Consider the following 25,837-nt stretch of genomic DNA (forward strand, 5'->3'; position numbering starts at 1 on the left):
GCCGGCAGCAATCATGCGCCGCATCCAAGGGCGACCTCGGCTTCGTTCAGTGCGCCCAGCGCGACGCGTGACACGGAGATCGTCATCGCATCGGCCGTCACCACCGACCACGGTCGGTCGATCGCGTCCAGCTTTGCACCCGCCTTGGCCAGGCACTTCAGCGGCACGCCAACGCGCTTCCACTGGCCTTGTGGAAGCGCCGCCAGCGACGGCCCGATGGCGATGCGTGCCGAGCAGCCCACGCCGCAACCGACCGACAGCCATGCCTCACCCTCCGGCGCAGCGTCCACGCGCAGCGTGGTCAGCAGCATCAGGTCACCGTTGGATTCGCGCTGCAGGTCCAGCGCCGTGTGCGAGTGCAGTGCAGCAACGGCCTCGCCCTTGCCCGACCAGGCCAGGCGGCGCCCATCCTCCTGCGCCAGATGATCCACGCCGGTGATCTTCAGCCGATCATCGGGCAATGCGTCCGGCACGCGGGTCACGGTCAGGCCGTGCGTGGCGACCTCGCGCGCCAGGCTGTCCCATGCGGCGCCAGTGTAGTCGCGGTCACGGAAGTAACGCCCGTTGTGCCAATCGCTGCCGGTGAACATCGGATAGCTGCCCTTTTCCTTCGCCAGTTGCGCGCTGGCCTGGATGGTCAGGAAATTGATGCGCTCATACAGGCGGTCGGCCAGTTGTTCGGCATCCGGTGAATCCCACTGGATCGCCTGCTGCGCCAGCAGGTGGTGCCAACCGAACGTGCCCAGTCCGATGGCGCGGTACTTGCGGTTGGTGATCGTGGCCTGCGGCACCGGCAGTGCGTTGAGGTCGATCACGTTGTCCAGCATGCGCACCTGGATCGGGATCAGGCGCTCCAGCACATCGGTGGCCAGCAGGTCATCCGGCGCATGGATCGCGCGGCCGAGGTTGATCGAAGACAAGTTGCAGACCACGAAGTCGCCGGCGCGGCGTGTGGTGACGATCTGGTCGCCGCTGACGATCTCCTGGATCATCCGCGTCGGGCTCATGTTCTGCAGGATCTCGGTGCACAGGTTGCTGGAATAGATCATGCCGGCGTGCTTGTTCGGGTTACGGCGGTTGACCTCGTCGCGGTAGAACAGGAACGGGTTGCCGGTCTCCAGCTGGCTGAGCATGATGCGCTTGAACAGATCGATCGCCTTCACCGTGCGCCGGCTGATGCGCTCGTCGGCCACCAGTTCGGCGTAGCGGTCGCGGAAGCTGCCCGCGCCGCGCTTCTCGTCGTAGAAGTCCTGCAGGTACCAGCCCTTGGCCTGCTTCACCTCGTGCGGGTCGAACAGGTACCAGTCGGCACGGCGTTCGACTGCTTCCATGAACAGGTCCGGCACGCACACCGAGGTGAACACATCATGCGCGCGCAGGCGCTGGTCGCCGTTGTTGAGGCGCAGGTCCATGAAGGCTTCGATGTCGCGGTGCCAGATGTCCAGGTACACCGCCACCGCGCCCTTGCGCTGGCCAAGCTGGTCGACCGACACTGCGGTGTTGTTGAGCTGCTTGATCCACGGCACCACGCCGCCGGAGGAATTGGGCACGCCCCGTATCGGCGCGCCGCTGCTGCGCACATAGCCCAGATAGGCACCCACGCCGCCGCCGTGCTTGGACACGCGGGCGATGTCGGTATTGGAGTCATAGATGCCCTGCAGGCTGTCGTCCACCGTGTCGATGAAGCAGCTGGACAGTTGCCCCCCGACCTTGCCGGCGTTGGCCAGGGTCGGCGTGGCCACCGTCATGTACAGGTTGGACAGCGCCCAGTACGCCTCGCCGACCAGCTGCATGCGCCGCTCGCGCGGCTTTTCTTCCTGCATGAGGTACAGCGCGATGGTCAGCCAACGCTCCTGCGGCAGCTCATAGACCTCGCGGCTGCGGTCGCTGGCCAGATAGCGCGTGGCCAGCAGGTACAGGCCGTTGTAGGCGAACAGGCGGTCGCGTTCCGGGTCGATCATCCCGCCGGCCTGCTGCAGTTCTTCCTTCGAGTAGCAGCGCAGGATGTCGTTGCTGTAGATGCCGCGGTCAGCCAGGCTTTCCTGCAGGCCCACGTAGGAGCCGTACTTCAGGCCGACATCGTAGAAGCGGTTGCGGCTGGCACGCTTGTACAGGCGGCGCAGGTAGATGCGCGCGGCAAACTGCTCCCACTCCGGCGCGACGAGGTCCACGCGCGATTCGGCCTCGCGGATCAGCAGATCGACCAGGTCATCGGCGCTGATGCTGGGCTTGCGCTCGACCATTGCCTGCACCACGCGGCGGTAGTCGCTCACATCCAGCTGCGGGAACTCGGCGTGCACCGCATCGATGCTGCGCTGCAGGCGCTCGGCGTCGAATGGCAGGCGGCGGTTGCCGGCCTCCTTGGTGACCCAGGTCGGCACGCGCTCGCCACCGGCGCGCAAGGCGTCGCCAGCGCCGGCCAGATCGGCCACGCGGAAGGTACTGTCGGTCATGGTGGTGAAGCTCCAGGCTCGCACGCGCGTTGGCGGTCGATGCCATGGCGGCCCTGCACGCGATACCGGCGCACGGGGCGGTCGGGGTGGGATGCCAAAGCGCGGGAACACCAGATCGTCGGCAACAGCCTGCGCCTGCGGCCGGTATCCGGGCCGTGGGGGCGATCTGGGTCCGCACGATGGCGGCCGCGTCGACACGGCAAGCCCTCAGGGGCGGGCCGCGGGACGTTTGCTGCGTGTCCGGCGGCGGCGGCTGACCGGGAGTGACGACCACAACATAGTGGGGATAATCGGAACCGTCAACACAAGATGCGGCAATCACGACATGCCGCGACGATCAGTCGCAGGATGCCGTGTTGCACCTGCGGCGCCTTGTCGACAGCGCCTGCGTCCCCAGTTCGGTACAACATCAACTTTCCGCGGAACACCGCCCATGCGCGCTGCCCAGTACCCTTCCTTCGGCAACCCGGCCGACGTCCTCGCCATTGCCGATGCCACCCTCCCCGAGCCCGGCCCCGGCGAGGTGCGCATCCGCACCGTGCTGGCCTCGATCCACAATCACGACCTGCTGACCGTGCGCGGCCTCTACGGCTACAAGCCGACACTGCCGGCGATCGGTGGCAGTGAAGCATTGGGCGTGGTCGATGCACTCGGCGAAGGCGTCGACGGCCTGCAGATCGGCCAGCGGGTGGCCGCCGCCTCGGTGCATGGCACCTGGGCCGAAGCGTTCATTGCACCGGCACGCATGGTGATTCCGATGCCCGAGGCGATCCCCGACGAAATGGCCGCGCAGTTGATCGCCATGCCGCTGAGCGCGCTGATGCTGCTGGAATTCCTGCACGTCGAAGCAGGCCAGTGGATCGTGCAGAACACCGCCAATGGCGCGGTGGGCAAGTCGCTGGCGATGCTGGCGCGGGCGCGTGGCGTGCATGTGGCCAACCTGGTGCGCAATGCCGATGCCGTCGCGCAGTTGCAGGCGCTGGGTATCGATCATGTGTTCGACACCTCGGTGGAGGGTTGGAAGGATCGCGTGCGTGAAGCGACCGGCGAAGCACAGGCCGCGGCCGCAGTGGATTCCATCGGCGGCGACGCCAGCGGTGACCTGGTCGACCTGCTCGGCCACCACGGCACCCTGGTGTCGTTCGGGGTGATGAGCGGCGAGCCGATGCGCATTCCCGCCGGTGGCCTGATCTACAAGGAGGCCACGGTGAAGGGCTTCTGGGGCAGCAAAGTCAGCCAGGCGATGGCGGTGGAGGACAAGCGCCGGCTGGTCGGCGAGCTGCTGAAGCGTGCGGCCGGCGGCGAACTGACCCTGCCGGTGGAGAAGATCTTCGCACTGGACGACATCGCCCAGGCGGCGAAGGCGGGCGCCGGTTCGGGCCGCAATGGCAAGGTGCTGCTGCGGCCTTGAGGGTAGGACAACCGGGGTCAGATCCCTTTCCGCTGGAAAGGGATCTGACCCCCAGGAGGAGTGCGGACCAACGGTCCGCACCCACCGAGTCGGTTCGTTAAGAACCTGTGATGTATAACTGAATGCGCTTTCGTCATTGGAAGGCGTACTTGCCTGCATGCGGTACTGACGGCTCCTCCCCCGTTCGGCGTTGTCGCTTCCATGTACCGCACCACCCTGAACCTGCTTGCCGGCGCGATCGCGCTGGGCCTCACCGCCGGCGCTGCCGGCGCCGCTGAAACCGCCGATGCCGGCAAGGACAGCACCACCCTGGGCACCGTGCTGGTGACCGGCTCCAACATCAAGCGCAGCGACACCGCCGGGCCGAACCCGGTGCAGATCGTCAGCCGCGAACAGATCGAGCAGACCGGTCGCTCCACCCTCACCGACGTGCTGCGCAACCTGTCGGCCAATGCCGGCAACAGTTTCGACGAGCAGTACACCGGCAGCTTCGCCGCCGGTTCTGCATCGATCGGCCTGCGCGGCCTGTCGCCGAAGAACACGCTGGTGCTGGTCAACGGCTATCGCGTGTCCAACTTCGGCTTCGCGCTCAACACGCAGGACACCTTCGTCGACCTCAACGCGCTGCCGATCAGCGCGGTGGAACGCATCGAAGTGCTGAAGGATGGCGCCTCGGCGGTGTACGGTTCCGATGCCATCGCCGGCGTCATCAACATCATCCTGCGAAAGAACTTCCAGGGCGTGGAAGTCGGCGGCGGCTTCGGTACCGCCACCCAGGGCGGCCTGGACGAACGCAAGGCCAACCTGCTGGCCGGCTTCGGTGACCTCGAACAGCAGGGCTGGAACGTGCTGTTCGGGCTGGACCTGCTCAAGCGCGATCGGCTCGATGCAGACCAGCGCGCCTTTACCCGCAGCGGCGATTTCCGCGACAGGCCCGGCGGCCGCCTGGCCGGCTGGTCCACTGCCGGTGGCAACTGGCTGTCCAACCCGCGCGCGCCGCAACCGTTCGCCAGTTGCCCCGAGGGCAGCCAGCTGCGCCCCTACAGCGATTTCGGCAGCACCCTGCCCGGCCAGGCCTGCGCCTTCAACACGCAGCCGTTCAAGACCCTGCAGCCCGGCGCCGAGCGCCTGCAGGCGTCGTTGAGCGCGACCTACCGCTTCAACGACAGCGTCGAAGCCTTCGCCGATGTGCTGTACAGCCACAACAAGGCCGACCAGATCTTCAGCGCGCCGCTCACCGTGGGCCCTGGCCTGCGTGCCTACAACCCGGCCACCGGCACGCTTATCGACGTGCCGGCGGTGCTGCCGGTGGGCCACCCGAACAACCCGGGCAGCACGCCGCTGCCGTTCGAGTACACCTTCTTCGACCTCGGCCCGCGCCTGAAGGACAACACCCAGGTGTTCTACCGTGCCCTGGCCGGCGTGCGTGGCAGTGGCGAGCGCTGGGACTGGGAAGCGGCGGCGCTGACCTCGCAGAGCGCGCAGCGCGAGTACGTCGACAATTTCGTCAACCGCTACGCGTTCGAACAGATCCTGCGCGATGGCAGCTACAACTTCCTTAATCCGTCCAGCACGCCGGGCGCGTTGGATGCACTGCGCCTGCAGACCAAGCGGCCAGGCTGGTACAAGCTGCACGCGTTGAACGTCAAGGCCTCGACCTCGCTGTGGGACCTCCCGGCCGGTGCGGTCGGCTTCGCCTGGGGTGCCGAGTTCCGCAAGGAGTCACTGGATGCGCGCACCAGCGCACAGGTGCTGTCGGGCACCGAACTGCGCCCGGCCATCAACGTGGTCAACGGCGAGCGCCAGGTCAGCGCCGCCTACGCCGAATTGAGCGTGCCGCTGCACCGCACGCTTGAGCTGCAGGTGGCTGGTCGCGGCGACCACTACGATGATTTCGGCAAGGCGTTCTCGCCGAAGCTGGCGCTGCGCTGGCAGCCGTTGGACAGCCTGCTGCTGCGCGGTTCGTTCTCGCGCGGCTTCCGCGCCCCCTCGCTGCCGGAAATCGCGCCAGGCCAGACCGTCAGCTACGGCTCGGTGATCGATCCGCTGGATCCGCTGCAGCCCGGTGGCAGCCGTGGCGTGACCAACATCCGCACCGGCAACCCGGACCTGAAGGCCGAACGCTCGCGCAACTTCAACGTGGGCGCGGTGTGGTCACCGGATGGCGATACCAGCATCGGCCTGGACTGGTACCGCATTGAGCAGGACAACCTGGTCAAGCCGGACAGCGCGCAGTTCATCGTCGACAACCCGACGCTGTTCCCCGGCCGTGTACAGCGTGATGCGCAGGGGCGCATCCAGTTCATCACCAACCAGTACGCCAACCAGGGCGAACTGACCACCTCCGGGCTGGACCTGGACGCCAACCGCACCTTCCGCACCGAGGGCTGGGGCACCTTCACCGTGGCCGGCAGCTGGACCCACCTGCTGAGCTTCAAGCAGCCGCTGGTGGCCGGCCAGGCGCCCTATGACGGGGCCGGCAACAACCGCCACGGCGCCCTGCCGCGCACCCGCGGCACCACGTCGCTGAACTGGGCGGTGGGCGACTGGAGCAGCACGTTGAGCCTGCAGTACGTGAGCGGCTACGACCAGCGCGTGGCGACGGCCACCAGCAATCCGGGCCTGCGCGACCGCGTCAAGCCGTATCAGCAGCTGGATCTGTACGTGGCCTACGAAGGCATTCCCAACACCACGCTGTCGCTGTCGGTGCTGAACCTGACCGACAAGGACCCGCCGTTCGACCCGGCCGGCGGCTCCAACGGTTTCGACATCAGCCAGTACAACCTGCGCGGGCAGTTCGTTTCGCTGGGCGCGCGCTACCGGTTCTGATGCGCCACCTGTAGAGCCGAGCCCGTGCTCGGCTGCTCTTCGGCAACAGGAAGCCGAGCATGGGCTCGGCTCTGCTGGGGTGTGCGGACCAACGGTCCGCACCCACCGCATCACCGGCTCAGGTGCAGGAACTGCAGGTGCCGTTCGTACTGGCTGATGATGTCGTTGATGATCTGCTTGCGGCTGTAGCCGACCAGGTCGTAGTCCTGGCTGCCTTCGAACAGATGCACTTCCGCGCGGTAGTAGCGCTGGTTGCGCAGCTGCTGCGCGGCGAACGACGGGGTCAGGTAGCCACTCAGGATCACCCGGTACAGGAAATCCTGCTGCTCGCCATGGTTCACCGTCAGCTCCATGTCGCCGGCCTCGAAGCGCGTGGCCACGTCCCAGCCCTGCCCGCGCAGCTGTTCGGCCACCGCTTCCATCGCCGGCTTCACCGTGTCATCCATGAAGCGGTAGACCTGGTCGCGCACCGGGAAGTGCATGGCCTGGCTCAGGCGCTGGCGCCAGCCCTGATGGTGGCGATCGTCACCGATCAGCGGCGAGGGCCGGTACTGCAGCGCGCGCTTGCGGTGCGATTCGTCACTGAAGGCGCGGGTCAGGCCCCACATCATCAGCAGCAGCACCGCCGAGAACGGCAGCGAGGCCAATACCACCGCCGATTTCAGTGCATCGATGCTGCCGGCCAGCAGCAGCCCGGCGGTCAGCACCGCGATCACCGTGCCCCAGAACACGCGCAGCCAGCGAGGACCATCATCCTCCGGCGCGCCGCCGTGCGAGGACAGCGTGGACAACACCACCGCCCCCGAATCAGCCGACGTCACGAAGAAGATGAAGCTGACCAGCACGGTCACCGCGATCACCGTGCGGCTCCACGGGTAGCCATCCAACAGTGCATACAGCACGGTCGGTGGGTCATCCACCGCCAGCTGCGCCAGCTGGTGCTGGCCGTGGTGCAGCACCTGGTCCAGCGCGCTGTTGCCGAAGATCGACAGCCAGGCCAGGGTGAAGCCCAGCGGGATCAGCAGCACGCCGAACACGAATTCGCGGATGGTGCGGCCACGCGAGATGCGCGCGATGAACAGGCCGACGAACGGCGCCCAGCCGATCCACCAGGCCCAGTAGAACACCGTCCAACCGCCCAGCCATTCCGGCCGGCCGCCATAGGCGTACACATCGAAACTCTTGCCGACCACGCTGCCCAGGTAGTCGCCCAGGTTCTGCATCAGCGTACTCAGCAGGTACTGGGTGGGGCCGGCGCACAGCATGAACAGCACCAGCGCGATCGCCAGCAGCATGTTGATGTTGGCCATCCAGCGCACGCCCTTCTCCACGCCTGAAACCGCGACGGCCACCGCCGCGCCCATCATGCTGACCACCAGGATGATCTGCACCAGGTTGGAGTGCGGGATGTTGAACAGGTGCGACAGGCCCGCGTTGAGGTGCAGCACGCCGAAGCCCATGTCGGCACCGATGCCGAATACGGTGGCGACAATGCCCAGCGCGTCCACGGTGTAGCCGATCGGCCCGTTGATGCGCTTGCCGATCAGCGGATACAGCGCCGAGCGCAGCGCCAGCGGCAGGTTGTGGCGATAGGCGAAGTAGGCCATCGCCATCGCTGCGAGTGCGAACACGCCCCAGCCATGCAGGCCCCAGTGCAGGAAGAGCAGCTGCATGGCCTGGCGCGCCCCGGCCTCGCCTGCGGCCGGTTCGCCCTGCGGCGGCTGCAGGTAGTGGGTCAGCGGCTCGGAGACGCAGAAGAAGAACAGGGTGATGCTGATGCCGGCGGCGAACAGCATGCCGGCCCAGGAAAGATAGCTGAACTCCGGCTCATCATGGTCGGCGCCGAGCTTGATGCCACCATACTTGGACAGCGCCACACCGACCACGAACACCAGGTACAGGGTCATCGCCAGCAGGTAGTACCAGCCGACATTGAGTGCGGCCCAGTCCTGCGCCTTGACCAGCAGGCGGCCCGCACCGAGCGGAAACAGGCTGACGAACAGCGCGAACGCCACGACAACGATCGCCGCGAAGGCGAACACAGGCCGAAGGGTGCGCACCGGGGATTGTTGCGGCTCCAGTACATCCATGGGGCGGCGTTCTCCGGTAGATCAAAGGGTTAGCCGACCGATTCTGGCTGAACCGCAGTGGACAGAGCATGAAGTTGCGGCCTGTGGTCACAGGCCCGGCCCACCATTCCGTGTTATCACGCGCGCGCCGGAGCGCAACTTTGCCCGCGCGGGCCGCGGCGCGGCCACGCGCATCCTGTCCGATCACGACATTACATGCACCGCACACAGCTTGTTGCCATCCGGGTCACGCAGATAGGCCAGAAACACCTGCCGACCGGACATGTTGCGGACGCCGGGCGGATCTTCGATTGCGGTACCACCGTGAGCCACGCCAGCTTCCTGCCAGGCACGCACGGCCTCTGCACTGCCCAGACTGAAACCGATGGTGCCGCCGTTGGCATGGCACGCTGGCTGCCCATTGATCGGCGCGGTCACGCCGAACATCCGCCCATCCTTGAAGTACAGCAGCCGACCCTTTTCGTCGAACACACCCGGACGTGCCCCCATCGCGGCGAACAGGGCATCGTAGAAGCGATGCGCGACGTCCATGTCGTTCGTTCCAACGGTGATGTGGCTGAACATGCGGGCACTCCTTGTGGAAAGCCGCAGTGTCGGCGAGCGCGGGCGACTTCGCAAATCGCCCGCACCGGTGCCGCCACGCCCGCGAAAAGACCCGTTGCTACTTGGCGGTGCTGAGCAGCAGCACCGCCGCAGTGACCAGACCGATGCCGATCCAACCGATCGGACGCAGGCGGTTGCCGAACAACAGGCGTCCGCAGGTGGCGGTTCCGATCACGCCGATCGCACCCCACATCGCATAGGCGGTGGCCAGGTCCATGTAACGCACCGCCTGGCCCAGCAGGGCGAAGGCGATCCAGACCATGACGATCGCAGCGACACCCCAGCGCCAGCGGCGGAAGCCTTCCGACTTGGCCACCATCATGTTCGCGGCGACATCGATCAGCGCCGAACAGATCACGAAAAACAGAGCCAAGGTATTCATCAGTGTGCCTCCCCGAGGGTGACGCAGACGATGCCCACCACCGCCAGCACCAGGCCGGCCAGCTGCTGCAGTGACAGGCTCTCGCCGAACACGGTGAGGCCGACCACGGTCAGCAGGGTCAGGCCCAGGCCTTCCCACACCGCGTAGGCCACGCCCACCGCGATGCGACGCACCGACTGCGCCAGGAAGAAGTAGGACAGCGCCAGCGCACCGGCCATGATCAGATAACCGGTCCAGCCGCCATCGCGGGCGGCGTGGGCCATGAACGAGGTGCCGACCACTTCGGCGACGATCGCCACGGTCAGGCAGGCCCAGGCGACCAGCGCGCCACGGGCGGGAACAGTACGGGACATGTGAAACTCCTTGCAGGACGGGGACCGCGCCGCCTCATCAATGGATCCACGCCGCGCGTGGAGGGTCCGGAACGCCCCTCGCAGACAGGGGCGACGGGGGTTAGTATCATCGCCTTTTACGGTGGTATCAAAATGGATTCCATCGACAGGAGCGATGGATCAATGCCCTATTCCCCTGAATCCCTACAGGCCTTCGTGGAAGCCGCCGCGCTGGGCTCGTTCTCGGCCGCGGCACGGCGGCTGGGCAAGACCCAGTCGACGGTCAGCACCGCCATTGCCCACCTGGAAGCCGACCTCGGCGTGAGCCTGTTCGACCGCCGCGGGCGCTACCCGCGGCTGACCGAGGCCGGGCGCCAGGTGCTGGGCCACGCACAGGAGATCCTGGCCGCCGATGCGCGCCTGCAGCAGTTGAGCGTGCGCCTGTCCGCGCCGGTCGAGCCGCGCCTGACCGTGGTGTTTTCCGATGTCTACCAGCTGGATCCGGAGCAGCGGATCCTGCAGCGCTTCGCCGAAGCGTTCCCGGAGATCGAGCTGGAGTGGCTGGATGCCGAAGGCGAGGACGTGCTGGAGCTGGTCGGCAGTGGTCGCGCCGGGCTGGGCCTGCTGCCCAGGCAGGAGCGTTATCCCGATGGGCTGGTGGCGCGGCCGCTGGCGCACCACAGCGAACTGTCGGTGTACGTGGCGCGCGGACACCCGCTGGCCAGCGCCGGGCGTCGCGCCGCCGCACAACTGGCACGGCATCGGCAGGTGCGCCTGAGCGCGGAAGTCGATCAGACCCGCTTGGTCACCGGCCTCGCGTGGACCGCCACCGATTACCTGATGGTGATGGAGATGGCCGAGGACGGCATCGGCTGGGCCGAACTGCCGCGGGCGCTGGTGCAGCGCTATGACCGTGGGCGGCTGGTGGAACTGGTGCTGCCGGGCTGGCCGCGGCGCATCCACAGCGACCTGCTGTGGCGACGCGACACGCCGCCAGGCCCAGCCGCACTGTGGTGGGCCGACGCGTTGGGGTGAAAAAGGGGACGGAGGGGATTAAGTCGTTTGTGCCCCAGTACCGCCGGGGCACAAACGACTTAATCCCCTCCGTCCCCTTTTTATCTGTCAGCGATGGGCGAGCGCGTAATCCAGTGCCGCGCACACCGCTGCCACCTGTGCGTCGTTGCACTGCTGCGGGGTGGCCCGCGGGCTGTCCGGGTAGACCTCGGTGGTGGTGGTGTACTTCGCGCCGGTAATGCCGGCGCACAGGCCCAGCTTCACCAGCGGATACTCGATCACGCCGTGGGCGATCACCGGCGAACCGATGATCTCGCCTTTGTCGTCGGCGGGGGCGATATGGGTGACCTTCTCCACGGCGGCAATGACCGCCTGCTGGAAGGCCGGCTGCGGGGCCTCGCTGTCATCCACCAGGTAGAAGCCATCCGGAATCAGGCCCGGCTCGAACGGCTTGCCGTCACGCGCGGCCAGCGCCGGGCGGAACTCGCTTTCATCACTGTCGGTGGTCTCGTGCAGGTCGATGTGCAGCACGAACTGGCCCTTGATCGGTGCAACCAGCTCGATCAGCGCGGTCGACTCGCGGGCCGGGCCATCGGCGCGGAAGTTGCGGTTCGGGTCGATCGCATCGAAGTTCCAGCGGTTGATGCGCTCGAAGCCCCACGGATTCACGCACGGCGCCACCAGCAGATTGGCCTTGCCGGCATAGTCGGCGGCGTGCTTTTCGAGGAACTCCAGCGCGCCCATCACGCCACTGGTCTCATAGCCGTGCACGCCACCGGTAACCAGCGCGGCGGGCAGCGCCGGGTTCCAGTCGCGGCTGCGCAGGGCGAACAACGTATAGGTCTCGCCAGCGTAGTCGAGCTGGCCATAGGCCACCTTGTCGAAACGCGAGGCCAGCGCTTCGATGCGCGGCAGCACCTCCTGGTCATAGCGACGCAGGCGCTGCTGGCGACCACGCCACAGCTCCCGTTCCGCCGCTCCCCACGGCTGGCCAGGGGTTCCGACGGGGTAGAAGGCGGCTTGGGACATGGCGGATCTCGGCGAGTCAGGAAGCAATCGCCCACTCTACCACCGGGGCAACGGCATGAACCCGACGCGCATTCCATTGGCGAATGGAATCAGCAATAATTCTCATTTACGACCTTCCACAGCCTGCACCGATGCCCATCCACGCCCTGCAACCGGCCCGCCTGCCCCTGGCCGCCGCCCTCACCCTGTGCCTGCTTCCGGCCGCCAGCGTCTTCGCCCAGGACGGCGCTACCACGCTCGACAGCATCCAGGTCTCTGGCAGCTGGCTGGGTACCGGCCTGCATGACAGCGTGAAGCGCTTCGCCGGCGCGCGCACGGTGGTCGACCGCCAGCGCATCGAGGCCAGCGGCGCGGCCAGCATCGGCGATGCCATGCGCCGCATCCCCGGCGTGCAGGTCACCGACAACTCCGGTACGGCCGGCAGCTCGGTCTCGCTGAACATCGGCGTGCGCGGCCTGACCGGGCGCTACTCGCCACGCTCGACCGTACTGCTGGACGGCGTGCCGCTGGCGGTAGCGCCGTATGGCCAGCCGCAGCTGTCGTTCGCACCGACCAGCCTGTCCAACATCGAATCGATCGACGTGGTGCGCGGCGGCGGCGCGGTGCGCTACGGCCCGCAGAACGTGGGCGGCATCATCAACTTCAGCACCCGCGCCATTCCCACCGAGGCAGGCCTGCACGGTGAGGCCGGCGTGCGCTACACCGCCCATGACCATGGCGGCGGCGACAGTGCCCAGTACAACGCTTTCCTCGGCGGCACCGGCGACAACGGCCTGGGCGCGGCCCTGCTGTACTCCGGCCAGGACGGGCGTGGCTGGCGCCAGGGCAGCGATGACCGCTTCAACGACCTGGCGCTGAAGTTCGCCTATGCCATCGACGCGCAGCAGGAACTGCGTGCCAAGCTGTCGTACTACGATGTGCGCTCGCTGACGCCGGGCGGCCTGACCCGCGCCCAGTACGAGGCCGACCCGTTCCAGAACACCCGCTCCACCGATTTCTGGAAGGGCCACCGCACCGGCATCGACCTGGGCTACACCAACACGCTGTCGGCCAACAGCGAATTCGAGGTGCTGGCCTATTACAACGAAAGCAGCCGCGCCAGCTCGCTGATCAACGCGGCCAATACCCAGTTGACCGTGCAGCCGCGCGATTACCGCGTGCTTGGCATCGAGCCGCGCTATACCCAGCGCCTGCATTGGGGCAGCACGGTGCACGACATCACCGCCGGCTACCGCTTCCTGCGCGAACGGGGCAACGACCGCAGCTACACCGTCAGCCGCCGCACCGGCGTGGCCAGTGCCACCACCCGTTTCGACAACGCGACCGATGCCCATGCGTTCTACATCGACGACCGCATCGCGATCGGCCAGTGGCGGATCACCCCGGGCGTGCGCATGGAATGGATCGACATGGACCGCCGCCAGGCCGGTGGCACGGCGACCTTCAGCAGCCGCAACGACAAGGCCCTGCCCTCGCTCAACATCGCCTACCTGCTGACGCCGCGGCTGACTGTGTTCGGCAACTACACCACCTCGTTCGGGCCGGTGCAGAACATCCAGCTGAATTCCCAGACCGCCAGCAATCCGCTCAAACCGGAAGTGGCAAAGACCGCCGAACTGGGCGCGCGCTGGCAGGACGGTGCATTGCGCGCGGAAGTGACCGTGTTCAAGATGCGCTTCGACAACCAGATCCTGCAGGTGCCGGGCATCACCCCGCCGACCTTCCAGAACATTGGTGCCACCGACCACAAGGGCGTGGAGAGCGCGCTGGAGTACCACTTCGCCCAGGACAGTGAGCTGGCCGGGCTGGAGCTGTACGCCAACTACACCTGGACCCAGGCGATCCAGCAGTCCGGTGACAACCGCGGCCTGGACGTGCCCTTCTACTCGCGCGACACCGACAGCGTCGGCGCCCGCTACGCACTGGCCGGCTGGACCTTCAATGTCTCCAGCACCCACCAGAGCGGCCAGTTCTCCGATGCCGCCAACACCTGGGAAGAAACCGCTGACGCGCGCGTGGGCCGCGTGCCGGGCGTGCGCCTGTGGAACGCGCAGGTGGCCTGGCAGGTGCCGGGGCTGGACGACAGCGAGATCGCGCTGGGCGTGAACAACCTGACCGACAAGCGCTGGTACACCCGCAACGTCGATGGCAACGCCGGCCGCATGGTGGCTGCGCCACGCACCTTCTACGTGCAGGGCCGCTACCGCTTCTGACGCGGTAACCGCCCGATGCAGTGACGGCGGCGACCACGGTGGCGGCGTATCATGCCGCCACCATGTCACTGCCTGTTTCGCCATCGCGCCTGCATCTGGCCTTCCAGGGCCTGCGCCTGCGCCTGCGCGGCAGCGACCTGTGGTTCATCGCGCTTGCCCTGCTGGTCGGCCTGATCGCCGGCTACCTGACCCTGCTGCAGTCCGGCATCGCACGCTGGCTGCAGGGCACCCTGTACGGGCTGGACGACGGCATGCGCCTGAGCTCCCTGCCCGCGCTGACCTGGACCGCACTGCTGGTGCTGCCGCTGGGTGGCCTGCTGGTCGGCCTGGTCAGCCTGGCCGCGACCCGGCTCAAGCGGCCCCTGCTCGATGCGGTCGAAGCCAATGCCCTGCATGGCGGGCGCATGTCGATGCGCGACAACCTCATCGTGCTGACCCAGACCCTGCTGTCCAATGGCTGCGGCGCCTCGGTCGGGCTGGAGGCTTCGTATACGCAGATGGGAGCGGGCAGCGGCTCGCAGCTGGGCCGGGTGATGCGCCTGCGCCGCAACGACGTGCGCATCCTGGTCGGCGCCGGTGCCGCCGGTGCCATCGCGGCCGCCTTCGGGGCGCCACTGGCCGGCGCGTTCTACGCCTTCGAGATCGTCATCGGCGCCTACACCCCGGCCGCACTGGCGCCGGTGGCGGTGGCCGCGCTGGCAGGTGCATTCGTGGCCGACCAGGCCGGCATCGAGCCCTACCTGCTGCCGGCTGCCTCGACGATTGATGTCCGCGCCGCCGACTATGCCATCTACGGCCTGCTTGGCTGCTGCTGCGCGATGGTCGGCATCGCGGTGATGCGGCTGATCGCCTCGATCGAAGGCACGGTCAAGCGCAGCCCGTTGCCGCTGTGGGGCCGGCCGGTGGTCGGCGGCCTGCTGCTGATCCCGCTGGCACTGGCCAGCCCGCAGGTGCTGTCGTCCGGCCATGGCGCACTGCACCTGGACCTGACCACGCACCTGCCGCTGATCTGGATCGGCGGCCTGCTGACCCTGAAGTGCCTGGCCTCGGGCATCTCGCTCGGGTTTGGTTTCCGCGGCGGCCTGTTCTTCGCCTCGTTGTTCATGGGCACCCTGGTCGGCGCCCTGTTCGCCGGCCTGCTGGCGATGGCCACTGGTGTGCCGGTGATCGATGCCACGTCCGCCGCGCTGGCTGGCATGGCAGCGTTGGCCGCCGCCGTGGTCGGCGCACCGATGACCATGGCCATGCTGGTGCTGGAAGGCACCCACGACTTCCTGCTGACCAGCGTGGTGATGAGTGCGGTGCTGGTCTCCAGCACGCTGGTACGGCAGTGGTTCGGTTATTCGTTCTCGACCTGGCGCATGCACCTGCGCGGCGAGACCATCAAGAGCGCACGCGACGTGGGCTGGGTGCAGAACCTCAACGCCGGCCGGCTGATGCGCAAGGGCGTGGCTACCGCGCCGGCCGATCTCGATGCCGCCACGTTCCGCCAGCGCTTCCCGCTGGGTTCGGGCAGCCGGGTGATCCTGATCGACAGCGAAGGCCATTACGCAGGCATCGTGCAGATTCCGCGCGTCTACGGCGACGGCGTGAAGCCGGAGACCATGATCGGCGAGCTGGCCGAGAACCGGGACGTGTCACTGTCACCGGCCGCGGACGTGGTCAGCGTGATGCAGCGCTTCGACCAGACCCAGGCCGATGAACTGGCCGTGGTCGCCGCCGACGGCCAGGTCCTGGGCGTGGTCTCTGAAGCCTTCGTCCGCAAGCGCTACGCCGAGGAACTGGACAAGCGCCAGCGCGAACTGATGGGCGAGCGCGTCGACGACACCGACTGACCCCGCCAAAAGGGGACGGAGGGGATTAAGTCGTTTCTGACACTTTCGAAATCCGCGCATGGCGTGGATCTACTGTCACCTCGACCGGGTAGACTCCGGCCATGCGCTTCATTGAGACCTTCCAGGCCGGTCCCTTCGCCGACACCGTGGTCAGCCTGCTGGCCGCCTTCGTGCTGGGCACGCTGATCGGCGCCGAGCGCCAGTACCGGCAACGCACCGCCGGCCTGCGCACCAACGTGCTGGTGGCAGTGGGCGCCGCCGCCTTCGTCGACCTGGGCATGCGCATCGCCGGCAGCGCCGAGGCGGTACGGGTGATCTCCTACGTGGTCTCCGGTGTCGGCTTCCTCGGCGCCGGCGTGATCATGAAGGAAGGGATGAACGTGCGCGGCCTGAACACCGCCGCCACCCTGTGGTGCTCGGCGGCGGTCGGCAGCTGCACCGGCGCGGACATGCTGGCCGAGGGCGTGCTGCTGACCGTGCTGATCATCGCCGGCAACACGCTGCTGCGGCCGCTGGTGAATGCGATCAACCGCATCCCGATCAACGAGGCGGCGACCGAAGCCACCTACGAAGTGCGCCTGAGCGTGGATGCCGAAGCCGTACCGCGGGTGCGCGAGCGACTGGTCGATGCGCTGGAGGCCGCGCAGTATCCGGTGGGCGATGTGCAGGTGGTCGAGCATGCCGATGCGCCTACCGACGTGATCGCGGTGCTGGTCAGTACCGCGGTCAGTGCCGACGAGCTGGATCTGGTGCTGGCACGGATGGAGCACGTGCCGGGGGTGCTGCATGCCACGTGGGAAGTCAGCACCCGCGACTGAATCATCCACGCAGGGCGTGGATCTGCCGAGGTCGTGCTGCAGTGGATTCACGCCATGCGTGGATACGCTTCTCTCACCCACCCGCCATGCGCTGCTGTGCCCGCAGCAGCTTCCGGAACGAGCCGCACTTCCGGGCATCCTCTGCCTGCGGGCAGGCCGCCGCACGTTGCAGGTGCCGGCGTACCCGTTGCAGCTGGATGATCTGCCGCTGCAGCACATCAGCCTGCGCCAGCAGGGCCTCACGATCCAGCGTAAGGCATCCGCGCTGCGGCGGCAGCGATGCGCCGATCTGCTGCAGCGACAGCCCGGCCGCCTGGCCCAGGCCGACCAGTGCCAGCCGCTCCAGCACCTGCTCGTCGTACTGCCGGCGCAGGCCGCGACGGCCCACTGCCTGCAGCAGCCCAAGCTGTTCGTAGTAACGCGGGGTCGAGGCCGGCACGCCACTGCGCTTGACCACTTCGCCGATATCCAGTTCACGCACGGGCTTGACCTCAAGTGACCTTCAAGCGCCAACCTATGGGCGACTTCCCTGCAAGGCAAGACCATGACCCGTACACCCCCCGTTGATCAGAGCGCCCTGTGGAACGGTCCTGGCGGCCAGGTCTGGGTTGCGCAGCAGGCCATTCTCGATGGCCTGTTCCAGCCCATGGCCGACCTGCTGGTGGCCGAACTTCCGGAGACCGTCACGCAACTGCTGGATGTAGGCTGCGGTACCGGTGCCAGCCTGCTGGCATCAGCCGCCGCACGCCCGGCGACACACAGCACCGGCCTGGACATCTCCGCGCCGATGCTGGCGCTGGCCCGCCAGCGCGCCGAGGCTGCGGGACTGGACGCGGACTTCATCGTGGCAGACGCGCAGCGCCATCCTCTGCCGTCCGCGCACTTCGACTGGATCCAGTCGCGGCTGGGCGTGATGTTCTTCGAGGACAGCCAGGCCGCGTTCGCCAACCTGCATCGTGCCGCGACACCCGGCGCTGGGCTGCGCTTCATCGCCTGGCGCAGTGCCGACGAGAATCCATTCATGACCACGGCCGAGCGCGCCATCGGCGATGCACTGGATCTGCCGCGCCGGGTACCCGGCGCGCCGGGACAGTTCGCCTTCGCCGATGGCGGGCGGGCACAGCGGCTTGTGCAGGCCGCCGGTTGGAAGGATGTGGAGGTGGTTGCGGTAGACCTGCCCTGCTCGATCGCCCGCGAAGACCTGCCCACCTATGTCGGCCAGCTGGGCCCGTTGGGGCTGGCCCTGCGCTCAATGCCGGAAGCCCGTGCCGCCGTGCTTCGCCACCAGGCGCTGGCTGCATTCGCGCCGTTCATCGAAGGTGACCGCGTACGCGTGGATGCCGCCTGCTGGCTGGTCCGCGCCCGCGCGTAGGAAAAGGGGACGGAGGGGATTAAGTCGTTCTTGCCCCGCGTGTGCAGGAAACGACTTAATCCCCTCCGTCCCCTTTTTCTTTACAGCGCCTCGCCGGCGTCGGCCAGGCGCGATTCGATCAAGGCGTACCACTGCTGCAGCACGTCGATCAGCATGTCCAGCTCGGCGTCGGTGCGCTGTGCGCGGCCGCTGCGCAGGCAGGCCTGTGCTTCCTGCAGTTGGGCCAGGAACCCTGCCACGGTATCGGCCTGCAGGATCAGGCCGGGCAGGCGCCGGCCCGGGATGCGCACCACGGCATGGTTGCCGAGCTGGCCGTACACGCTGAGCGTAGCTTCCGTCTTCATGGAGAGTGGCAGGAATTGGGCATTCATCGCGTGCACCGTTTGAAGACCTGAGCCGCAGGCAGGCGTGGACGACGGGGGAGACGTTGCCACGCCTGCCGGCGGTCAGGGGGGACTCGGGATGCCGGGGCACAGCCCCGGCGCAGGAGGGTCAACGTGGCTGTGCCATCCCGGCGATCTGCACGCGCCGGTTCGGCGCCAGGCAAGCAATCAGCTCGCGCCGGTTGCGCTGCCCGCACTGCACGATCGGCTCAGCCGCGCCGCGTCCTTCGGCGCTGATGCTGGCCGCAGGCACGCCGCCCTGCACCAGCGCGCTGCGCACGGCCTCGGCGCGGCGCTGCGACAGCGACTGGTTGTAGCTGGCGCTGCCGATACGGTCGGTATAGCCGGTCACCCTGATCGACTGCACCTGTGCGGCTTCGCGTACCTGCGCCAGGATGCCCTGCACCGCCTGCTGCCCTTCCGCGCTCAGCACCGCGCTGTCGAAGCCGAACAACGCGTCGGCCGACAGCCGCAGCGGCTGTTCCGGCAGCGGTGCCGGTGCCGGTGCCGGCGGGACCGGTGGCCGCGGCGGCTCCAGCACGGCCGCGCACGATTCCGGCTTCCAGTAACCCGCCTGGGCAATGCCCTTGCTGTCAAAGCGGACCTGGAACTGGCAGGTGAAATACTCCGCACCTTGCGCGGTGCGGAAGTTGAACAGGTAGTTCCACTCGCGCACGCCCCACATGCCTTCATTGAAATGCGGCGTGCCCAGCAGCGTGTACAACTGCCGCTTGCTCATGCCCGGCGCGAAGCGGCGCAGGTCGGCGACGTCCGGATAGATGCCTTCCTTCAACGAGGCCCTGGAGGCCTCCGGGAACTGCACGGCGGTGGCTTCGACGGGACCGTCGGTGGCCGGCGCATGGCTGCGGCAGGCGGCCAGCAGGCCCATCCCCAGGATCAGGCCCAGCGTAGCGGCATGTTGGGCGGCGCGGGCGATGCGATGCTGTTTCATGTCATTCCCCCTGTAGACGTTTCCGCGATGCCGGGCCGCGGGTGCGGCCCGGCGGCGGGGATCACCACTGGATGCCGGCACCGACGGCCACGCCGGCCTCGCCACGGCTGTTGGTCGAACCGCTGAACTTGTAGATCCAGCGCCCGCCTTCGGAGACACCGGAGATGCCCAGCGCCACGCCCGATTCGCCGTTGTAGCTGCCAGCCGCGATCGAGGCCATGCTGCGGCCCGCCTCGCTGGGCTGCGGCAGCGCTGCGGTGGCCATCGCCGAGGCGATACCGGCCGAAGCACGGTTGTCGGTCTTGCGCAGGTCGCGCTCGAAGCCACCCATGCGCTCGTCGGTGTAGGCCTTGGACCAGTCCAGGGTCTGCGCCATGCCCGACTTCAGCTGATCCACGTTGACCGCGTCGGTACCGGCGGTGCCAGCGGCAACGTTGCGCACCGTGGTCGGGCCGCTGCTGGTGCTGCCCAGGGTGACGCTGTTGTAGTTGGTCGCACCGTTCACCGTGGTGTCGTAGCGGATGGTGCCCTGCTGCGAGGCCTGCAGCTGGCGCACGTTGACCGCGTCGGTGGCCTGCGAGCCGTCGGCCACGTTGACCACCTGGCGTTCGGCGCCGCTGGCACCCACCGAGACCGTGTTGGCCCGGTTCGCCACCGAACCTGCACCCAATGCCACCGAGTTGTCGGCCTGCGCCTGTGAACCATTGCCGAGCGCGGTCGAGTTGGCACCGGCGGCAGTGGAGCCTGCACCACCGGCGGCGGAGTTGGCGCCGCTGGCGGACGGATCGGCCAGGTTGTTGGTGTTGTTGGCGCGGAAGCTGCCCGCCACGTTGGTGATGTTCTGGATCTTCTGGTCGGTGTACTTCTTCGACTCGTCGATGGCGTAATTCACGCCGTTCTTCAGCTGGCCGACATTGGTTGCGTCGTAGGTGTCCGAGCCGTCGGCAACGTGGGTGATCTTGCGCTCGCTGCCGCTGCTGCCGACCGAGACCTCACCGGCCGAGTTGCTGGCACCGGTCTGGCCGTAGGCGCCGGTATAGCCGCTCTGTGCGCCAACGCTGGCCACCGAACCGGCACCCAGCGCCACGCTGTTGCCGGCACTGCTGCTGGCACCGTTGCCGACCGCCACGCTGTTGGCACCGGCTGCACTGGCCTGCGGGCCGACCGCCACCGCTTCCGCACCGGCCGCGGTGGCTGCGGCCGCCGTCGAGTTCACCGCCAGGTAGGCACTGCCACCGCCACCGTTGGTGATGCGCTGGTTGAGGACCTTCAGCGAGCCATCGACGGCAGTGAAAGCGGCGGTGACGTTGTTGTAATCGCCGCTGGTGAAGGTGCCATCGGTGGCGATGCTGGAAATGCTGAACGTCGGCGCGGTCCACGCGTTGGTGGTGCCGTTGTAGGCAGTGGTGCCGCCGAAGTAGTTGGCGATGGTGCTGTGGGTGCTGAACAGCTGGTCGCCGGTGATGGCGTCGCTGCTGCCGGCCAGGATGCTGCCGGCGGCGACGTTGGTGATCTTCACCGCACCGGTACCGGTGCCCGTCAGCGTCACGCTGTTGAGCACGTTGCCACTGCCGTCGACATCGTATTTCACGGCCAGCTTGTCGATCTCGCCGGTCTGGTCGGCAACGTTGGCCAGCGAGTTGCTGACCGCATCGAAGGCGGTGCCGACGTCGTTGTAGCTGCCCTTGGTCACGGTGCCGTTGGCGGCGACGTTGTTGATCGAGTACGTCGGTGCGGTCAGCACGCCGCTGGCGCTGACCGCAGCACCACCGCCGAGGTGGGTGGCCACAGCCTGGTTGGCGGCGAACAGCTGGGCCCCGTTGATGGCCTCGCTGCTGGTGGCGCTGACCTGGCCCGGGCCGAGATTGCGCAGCGTGGTGGCGGTGCCGGCCTGGCCCAGCGTGGCGCTGGCATAGTTGACGCTGCCATCGGCGTTGAGGTCATAGCGCAGTGCCCCCTGCTCCGAGGCCTGCAGCTGTCCCACGTTGACCGCATCGGTGGCCGCGGTACCGGCCGCCACGTTGATGACCTGACGCTCTGCGCCAGCGGCACCGATGGAAACCGTGTTGGCACGATCGGCAAGGCTTCCCGCACCCACTGCGATGCTGTTGGCTGCCGTCGCCCGCGCATTGGTGCCGACCGCGATCGAATCGGCGCCGCTGGCCACGGCCTCGGTACCGGTCGAGTTCACCCGCAGGTACTTGGTACCGCCGTTGCGGATATCGGTGATCTGCGTGTTGAGGTTGACCAGCGAACCATCCACCGCCGCGAAGGCATCGGTGGCGTTGGTGTACAGGCCCTGGGCGATGGCGCCGGTGGTGGAGATCGTGCTGATCTCGAACAGCGGTGCGGTGAAGATGCCGCTGGCCGGGTCAAAGGCTGCACGACCACCGAAGAAGCTGGCGATCGCGCTGTTCGTTGCCGCCAGCTGGCCACCGTTGACGGCCTCGAGGCTGCCCGCGGTGACCGCACCGGCGGCGAGATTGCCGATGGTGGTGGTGCCGGTGCCTGCGCCGAGGGTGACCCGTCGATAGTTCGGATTGCCGCCGGCGTCCAGATCGTAGGTCACCGCAGCATCCGCCACGCCGTTGATCAGGCTGATCGCGCCCTTCAACTGCGCGACGTTGACCGCGTCGGTGTTGCCGCTGCCCGCAGCCACGTTGGTGATCTGGCGCTCGCCCCCACCGGCGGTGCCCACCGATACTTCACCGGCCGAGACCTGCGGCGCCGTGAGGCCGTAGGCACTGTAGCTGGCCTGCGCGCCACGCAGTGCGGCCGAGCGGTAGCCCAGCGCGACCGAGTTGGCCTGGTTGGAGGTGGACTCGGCACCCAGCAGGGTCTGCCCGTTGGCGGTGCCGACGGCACTGTCGCCGACGATCACCGAATGGCCCATGCGCGCGGCATAGTCGGCCGTCGGCACGCCGGTCGGGTTGCTGGGATCGTTCACGCCATCACCGGGGAAGGCGACATTGGCATCGACCTTCGGCAGTTCATGGCGTGCGTTGGCGCCGATCACCACTTCCTTCGAGCCGTTGGCGAAGGCGCCATCGCCCATCAGCACCTGGTAGTCCTGCGCGGCGTTGACGGCCCAGCAGGAGATGTCGGCCAGCGCGATGTCCAGGCACTTGGCCGCCCAGGCCGGGGAATCCTTCGGCAGCAGCAGGCCCAGCAGGCCACCCGGATTGCCGTTGTTGATGTTGTAGATGTAGCTGTCGGAAGTGACGCCACCGATCAGGGTCAGGTGCGAGCTGCCGCCCGTGGCCGCGCCGCCCAGACCGTTGAGCGTGCTGCCGACCGGCGACAGGTTCACCACCGGCAGGCCCAGCACATTGACCGTCGAATAGGTCTGCATCACGTTGGCATTGCTGAGCTTGAGATTGCCATTGCTCAGGTAGCCATTGCCGCCGAACAGGCTGGTGGTGGTCGGCCCGATCAGCTGGCCGACATTGCCGACCAGGCCACCGGTGCCGATGATCAGGCCGGCATTCGGGTCGGCCGGCGCCGGTGCCTTCGGGCTGGTCGGCGGGATCGCCGACGGCTGGGTCAGGCCGAGACTGCCGAGCGTGCCACCCACCAGGCCGCCCACGGCGCTGCCCAGGTTGCCGACAGTGCCATTGAGATTGCCGTTGAGCAGGTTGCCCACCGCGCTGCCGACGTTGCCCAGCGTGCTTCCCAGCACACCGCCCAGGCCTGTGCCCGGGCTACCGGTGGTGCCGTTGAGAATGCCGCCCACTGCACCACCGACCGTGCCGACGGTATTGCTAAGCGTGCCGCCCACCGCGCTGCCAACCTGGCCGACGGTGCCGCTCAGAGCGCCACCCACCGCACTGCCGACGGTACCGTTCAATGCGCCACCGACTGCGCCCACCGTGTTGTTGAGCGTGCCGCCCACTGCACCGCCGACCTGGCCGACGGTGCCGTTCAGAGCGCCACCCACCGCACTGCCGACGGTACCGACAGTGCCGTTCAGAGCGCCACCCACGGCGCCGCCGACTTGGCCAACCGCGCCATTGAGCGCACCACCCACTGCACTGCCGACGGTACCGACAGTGCCGTTCAGTGCGCTGCCCACAGCACCACCGACCGCACCGACCGAGTTGTTGAGCGCGCCGCCCACTGCACTGCCAACAGTACCGACAGTACCGTTCAGAGCACCGCCAACTGCACCACCGACTGCGCCGACCGTGTTGTTGAGCGTGCCACCCACTGCGCCGCCGACCTGGCCAACGGTGCCGTTCAGAGCTCCGCCCACCGCACCGCCGACGGTACCGACGGTGCCGTTCAGTGCACCGCCGACTGCGCCGCCAACTGTGCCGACCGTGCCGTTCAGAGCACCGCCAACTGCACCACCGACTGCGCCGACCGTGTTGTTGAGCGTACCGCCCACTGCGCTGCCGACCTGGCCAACGGTGCCGTTCAGAGCTCCGCCCACAGCACCACCGACCGCACTGACCGTGTTGTTGAGCGCGCCGCTCACGGCGCCGCCAACTGTGCCTGCCGTGCCGTTCAGTGCACCGCCAACTGCACCACCGACCACGCCGACTGTGTTGTTGAGCGTGCCGCCCACTGCACCGCCGACCGCGCCGACTGTGCCGTTGAGTGCACCGCCCACTGCGCCACCGACTGTTCCGACAGTACCGTTCAGAGCGCCGCCCACTGCGCCACCGACCTTGCCTACCGTGCCGTTCAGTGCACCGCCAACCGCACCACCGACTGCGCCCACCGCGTTGTTGAGCGTGCCACCCACTGCACCGCCGACCGCGCCGACTGTGCCGTTGAGTGCACCGCCCACTGCGCCACCGACTGTTCCGACAGTACCGTTCAGAGCGCCGCCCACTGCACCGCCCACCGTGCCAACGGTGCCGTTCAGCGCACCACCCACCGTGCTACCGACCGCACCCGCGGCACCGTGAAGCGTCCCGCCGACAGCATCCACTGCTCCGCCCACCAGACCGCCGACGCCCAGCGCGCTGTGCTGCGCGGCTACGGTTGCCTGCCCGGCCAGCTTCAGGTTGCGATCGGCGACTACTTCCTGGCCGTCCGGCGCCTGCACGCGCACCTTGCCCGCGGCGCCGGCATCGAACGCGGCACTGATGGCGCGATCATGCGTGTCACCCGGCAGTTCCTCCTTGGCCGGCAGCGTGACCGCCGCCGTCGCCCGGGCCTGGCCCTGCCCCTCGATGTGATGGCCAGCCACCGCCAGATGCGCGTCGGTGTCGCCGTCGACAGAGGCCTTCAGGGACGAACCGCTGAGGCCCGCTGCCGCCTGGGCACCCGAATCGATCGAAGCGACCTGATGGCCAGCGATGCCGACCTTGGCCCTGGCGCGCGCATCGGCAGCCACGCCCAGCGGCGCCTGCGCGCCCGGCGCAACGTGCGCTGCCAGCGATGCATCCACCTGTGCCGCCTTGATCGCAGTGTTGCCCAGGCCGACAGTGGCGCGTACATCGGCCGCCAGCGCCGGCACGGCCACCTGCTTCGGCGTGGTGTTCGCTGCCAGCTTCACCTGCACGGCGGCCGGCAATACGTCACGCACCACCGGCAGCGATGTGGTGTTCAACTGCAGGCCCAGGCGAGCGTCCGCACTGATCGCGGGGCTGCTCTGCGCCTGTCGCGCGGCGGCAGCCAAGGCCACTTCCGCGTCGACCTTGACCGGCATCGGCTGCGCATACTTCGCCGCAAGCGCTTGCAGGTCGCGCAGCGACTGATTGGTTTCCGATGCCCCTGCGTGGCCGCTGGCCAGCGCGCACAGCAGTGCCAGGGCCAGCGCGGTGGGCATCAGCAGGAAGGCGCGCGGATCGCGTGCGGCGCCGCCGCCGCTGTCGCCGGTGGCCAGTTCCGAGGCCACAACCAGAGCATTGAGCTGGCGGTTCCATACACGCCGGTAGATGCGGTTCATGAGCATTTCCCCCGTAGGCGAACAACTGGAATGTCAGTGGACTTGCCGTTAGGCAGGTGACTGACATTTCAGCGGTTGCAACGGTGGCGGCGCACTTCAATCCGGCACGGCAATCGCGCATTCCGGCAAATCCACGGCCGGAATCGGCAGCCGTTTATGCAGAAGCGGCAACATGATCGGCAAGCGGATGTGCAATTCCGGCACGAATGCCGCGAAAACCCT

At 67.8% G+C, this 25,837-nt stretch carries 17 protein-coding genes; 7 read left to right on the forward strand and 10 right to left on the reverse strand.

What is annotated here, in order from left to right; translation table 11 throughout:
- Positions 1 to 11: 11 nt before the first annotated feature.
- Positions 12 to 2,453, reverse strand: a complete 2,442-nt coding sequence (locus tag AC5P6H_RS11610) for a ribonucleoside-diphosphate reductase subunit alpha (RefSeq protein ID WP_495202651.1) — start codon at positions 2,451 to 2,453, stop codon at positions 12 to 14.
- A 433-nt stretch (positions 2,454 to 2,886) separates the two neighbouring features.
- Here AC5P6H_RS11610 and AC5P6H_RS11615 point away from each other — a divergent pair, with 433 nt between their 5' ends.
- A complete protein-coding gene (locus AC5P6H_RS11615) occupies positions 2,887 to 3,864 on the forward strand; it encodes a zinc-binding dehydrogenase (RefSeq protein WP_111205559.1) in 978 nt (325 codons plus the stop codon).
- Between the two features lie 201 nt (positions 3,865 to 4,065).
- Positions 4,066 to 6,693, forward strand: a complete 2,628-nt coding sequence (locus AC5P6H_RS11620; protein WP_495202652.1) for a TonB-dependent receptor — start codon at positions 4,066 to 4,068, stop codon at positions 6,691 to 6,693.
- A gap of 110 nt (positions 6,694 to 6,803) precedes the next feature.
- Here the strand turns inward: AC5P6H_RS11620 and betT are convergent, their stop codons facing one another.
- The 4 genes from betT to AC5P6H_RS11640 form a co-directional block, all read right to left on the reverse strand.
- Positions 6,804 to 8,783: a choline BCCT transporter BetT gene (gene betT, locus AC5P6H_RS11625; protein WP_069116475.1), complete on the reverse strand. Its 1,980-nt coding sequence runs from the start codon at positions 8,781 to 8,783 to the stop codon at positions 6,804 to 6,806.
- Between the two features lie 183 nt (positions 8,784 to 8,966).
- The gene (locus tag AC5P6H_RS11630; RefSeq protein ID WP_495202653.1) at positions 8,967 to 9,347 is read right to left on the reverse strand and encodes a VOC family protein; all 381 of its coding nucleotides are present in this window, start codon (positions 9,345 to 9,347) and stop codon (positions 8,967 to 8,969) included.
- A gap of 97 nt (positions 9,348 to 9,444) precedes the next feature.
- Positions 9,445 to 9,768: a DMT family transporter gene (locus AC5P6H_RS11635; protein WP_014647443.1), complete on the reverse strand. Its 324-nt coding sequence runs from the start codon at positions 9,766 to 9,768 to the stop codon at positions 9,445 to 9,447.
- Positions 9,768 to 10,121, reverse strand: a complete 354-nt coding sequence (locus AC5P6H_RS11640) for an SMR family transporter (RefSeq protein ID WP_010485170.1) — start codon at positions 10,119 to 10,121, stop codon at positions 9,768 to 9,770. Before AC5P6H_RS11640 ends, AC5P6H_RS11635 begins: the two co-directional genes overlap by 1 nt.
- Positions 10,122 to 10,283: 162 nt before the next feature.
- Here AC5P6H_RS11640 and AC5P6H_RS11645 point away from each other — a divergent pair, with 162 nt between their 5' ends.
- Positions 10,284 to 11,135 (forward strand): LysR family transcriptional regulator, encoded by an 852-nt coding sequence (locus AC5P6H_RS11645; protein ID WP_134808994.1) that lies wholly within the window; start codon positions 10,284 to 10,286, stop codon positions 11,133 to 11,135.
- Positions 11,136 to 11,222: 87 nt separating this feature from the next.
- On the opposite strand, the gene AC5P6H_RS11650 is transcribed toward AC5P6H_RS11645, so the two are convergent.
- Positions 11,223 to 12,143, reverse strand: a complete 921-nt coding sequence (locus tag AC5P6H_RS11650; RefSeq protein ID WP_046431082.1) for a M14 family metallopeptidase — start codon at positions 12,141 to 12,143, stop codon at positions 11,223 to 11,225.
- Between the two features lie 131 nt (positions 12,144 to 12,274).
- On the opposite strand from AC5P6H_RS11650, the gene AC5P6H_RS11655 reads away from it, so the two are divergent.
- The 3 genes from AC5P6H_RS11655 (at position 12,275) to AC5P6H_RS11665 (ending at position 17,009) form a co-directional block, all read left to right on the forward strand.
- A complete protein-coding gene (locus tag AC5P6H_RS11655) occupies positions 12,275 to 14,356 on the forward strand; it encodes a TonB-dependent receptor family protein (protein ID WP_288495301.1) in 2,082 nt (693 codons plus the stop codon).
- Positions 14,357 to 14,418: 62 nt separating this feature from the next.
- On the forward strand, positions 14,419 to 16,191 hold the full coding sequence (locus tag AC5P6H_RS11660) for a chloride channel protein (RefSeq protein WP_075077104.1): 1,773 nt from the start codon (positions 14,419 to 14,421) through the stop codon (positions 16,189 to 16,191).
- Positions 16,192 to 16,292: 101 nt separating this feature from the next.
- Complete coding sequence (locus AC5P6H_RS11665; protein ID WP_014647448.1) at positions 16,293 to 17,009, forward strand: MgtC/SapB family protein; 717 nt, start codon at positions 16,293 to 16,295, stop codon at positions 17,007 to 17,009.
- 73 nt (positions 17,010 to 17,082) lie between these two features.
- Here the strand turns inward: AC5P6H_RS11665 and AC5P6H_RS11670 are convergent, their stop codons facing one another.
- Positions 17,083 to 17,490 carry a MerR family transcriptional regulator gene (locus AC5P6H_RS11670; protein ID WP_495202654.1) on the reverse strand — a complete coding sequence of 136 codons (408 nt, stop codon included), beginning with the start codon at positions 17,488 to 17,490 and terminating at the stop codon, positions 17,083 to 17,085.
- A 63-nt stretch (positions 17,491 to 17,553) separates the two neighbouring features.
- On the opposite strand from AC5P6H_RS11670, the gene AC5P6H_RS11675 reads away from it, so the two are divergent.
- Entirely contained in the window at positions 17,554 to 18,381 is an 828-nt protein-coding gene (locus AC5P6H_RS11675; RefSeq protein WP_495202655.1) for a class I SAM-dependent methyltransferase, read from the forward strand.
- A gap of 80 nt (positions 18,382 to 18,461) precedes the next feature.
- On the opposite strand, the gene AC5P6H_RS11680 is transcribed toward AC5P6H_RS11675, so the two are convergent.
- The 3 genes from AC5P6H_RS11680 to AC5P6H_RS11690 all read right to left on the reverse strand — a co-directional run bounded on the left by AC5P6H_RS11680 (position 18,462) and on the right by AC5P6H_RS11690 (position 25,615).
- Positions 18,462 to 18,725 carry a DUF6959 family protein gene (locus AC5P6H_RS11680; protein ID WP_223224455.1) on the reverse strand — a complete coding sequence of 88 codons (264 nt, stop codon included), beginning with the start codon at positions 18,723 to 18,725 and terminating at the stop codon, positions 18,462 to 18,464.
- Between the two features lie 148 nt (positions 18,726 to 18,873).
- Positions 18,874 to 19,716: an OmpA family protein gene (locus AC5P6H_RS11685; protein ID WP_134808999.1), complete on the reverse strand. Its 843-nt coding sequence runs from the start codon at positions 19,714 to 19,716 to the stop codon at positions 18,874 to 18,876.
- A 61-nt stretch (positions 19,717 to 19,777) separates the two neighbouring features.
- Positions 19,778 to 25,615, reverse strand: a complete 5,838-nt coding sequence (locus tag AC5P6H_RS11690) for an ESPR-type extended signal peptide-containing protein (protein WP_495202656.1) — start codon at positions 25,613 to 25,615, stop codon at positions 19,778 to 19,780.
- Positions 25,616 to 25,837 lie beyond the last annotated feature (222 nt).

The sequence above is a fragment of the Stenotrophomonas sp. YJH_SMC_110 genome, from assembly GCF_059369255.1.